This is a genomic window from Aminobacter sp. P4_D5, assembly GCF_056401815.1.
In genome coordinates, this window is record NZ_JBFUIP010000635.1 from 1 (window position 1) to 751 (window position 751).

Annotated in this window: 1 protein-coding gene; it reads right to left on the reverse strand. The window is 71.8% G+C overall.

Annotated elements, in window-relative coordinates; genetic code table 11:
- A partial coding sequence (locus tag AC1DWF_RS34005) for a 2-oxoglutarate dehydrogenase E1 subunit family protein (protein WP_476842893.1) occupies positions 1 to 751 on the reverse strand: 751 nt, incomplete at both ends.

A 751-nucleotide genomic window follows, 5' to 3' on the forward strand; every position in this document is an offset into this window, starting at 1 on the left:
GCGCGGGCGCGGCCGAGCACCAGCGGATCGACCGCCTCCAGATGCGAGGGGTTGGACAGCAGCGTGACGCGGATGGGGTTTCCGTCGAGCACCAGATCGGCCTCGAGCCCGAGATGATACGGCACGTCGCCCGACCGCGCCGTGTCCGCCGGGAAGGGATGCGCGCCCTTCACCTCGCCGATCATGCGGGCGAGGCTGCGGCCCAGCACATTGGCCATGATCGAGAGCCGGCCCCGATGCATGGTGCCGATCACCGCCCGCGTGACGCCCTGAGCGGCGGCATTGGCGAGCACGCGGCGCAGCAGCGGGATCACGGCCTCCGCGCCCTCGGCGCCGAAGCGCTTCTTGGTGGGGAATTTCCGGCCCAGGAAGTTCTCGAATTCCTCTGCCTCGATCAACTCGCCCAGCACCGCCATGGGCGCGGCGGGGGCGGGCAGGCCGGCATCATGCTCCACCGCGGCACGCAGCCAGGCGCGGCGCGCGGCATCGTCGATATGGGCCGATTCCACCGCCAGCGTGCCGGTGTAGAGCGCCTGGATGGGATCGGCGGGCGGCGTGGGGACCGGCGCCAGCGGGTCCAGCGCGGCGCTCAGGTGGCCGCGGTCGCGCCACTCGGCGCCGGCATCCGCCACGCCCTCCGGGCGCCTGGCATCCATCTCTTCCATGACCTGGAAGATGACGCGCCATCCCGGCTCGACCGATTCAGGGTCGCGGTCGAAGGCCGCCTGCATGGCGTCGAGATATTGCAGGC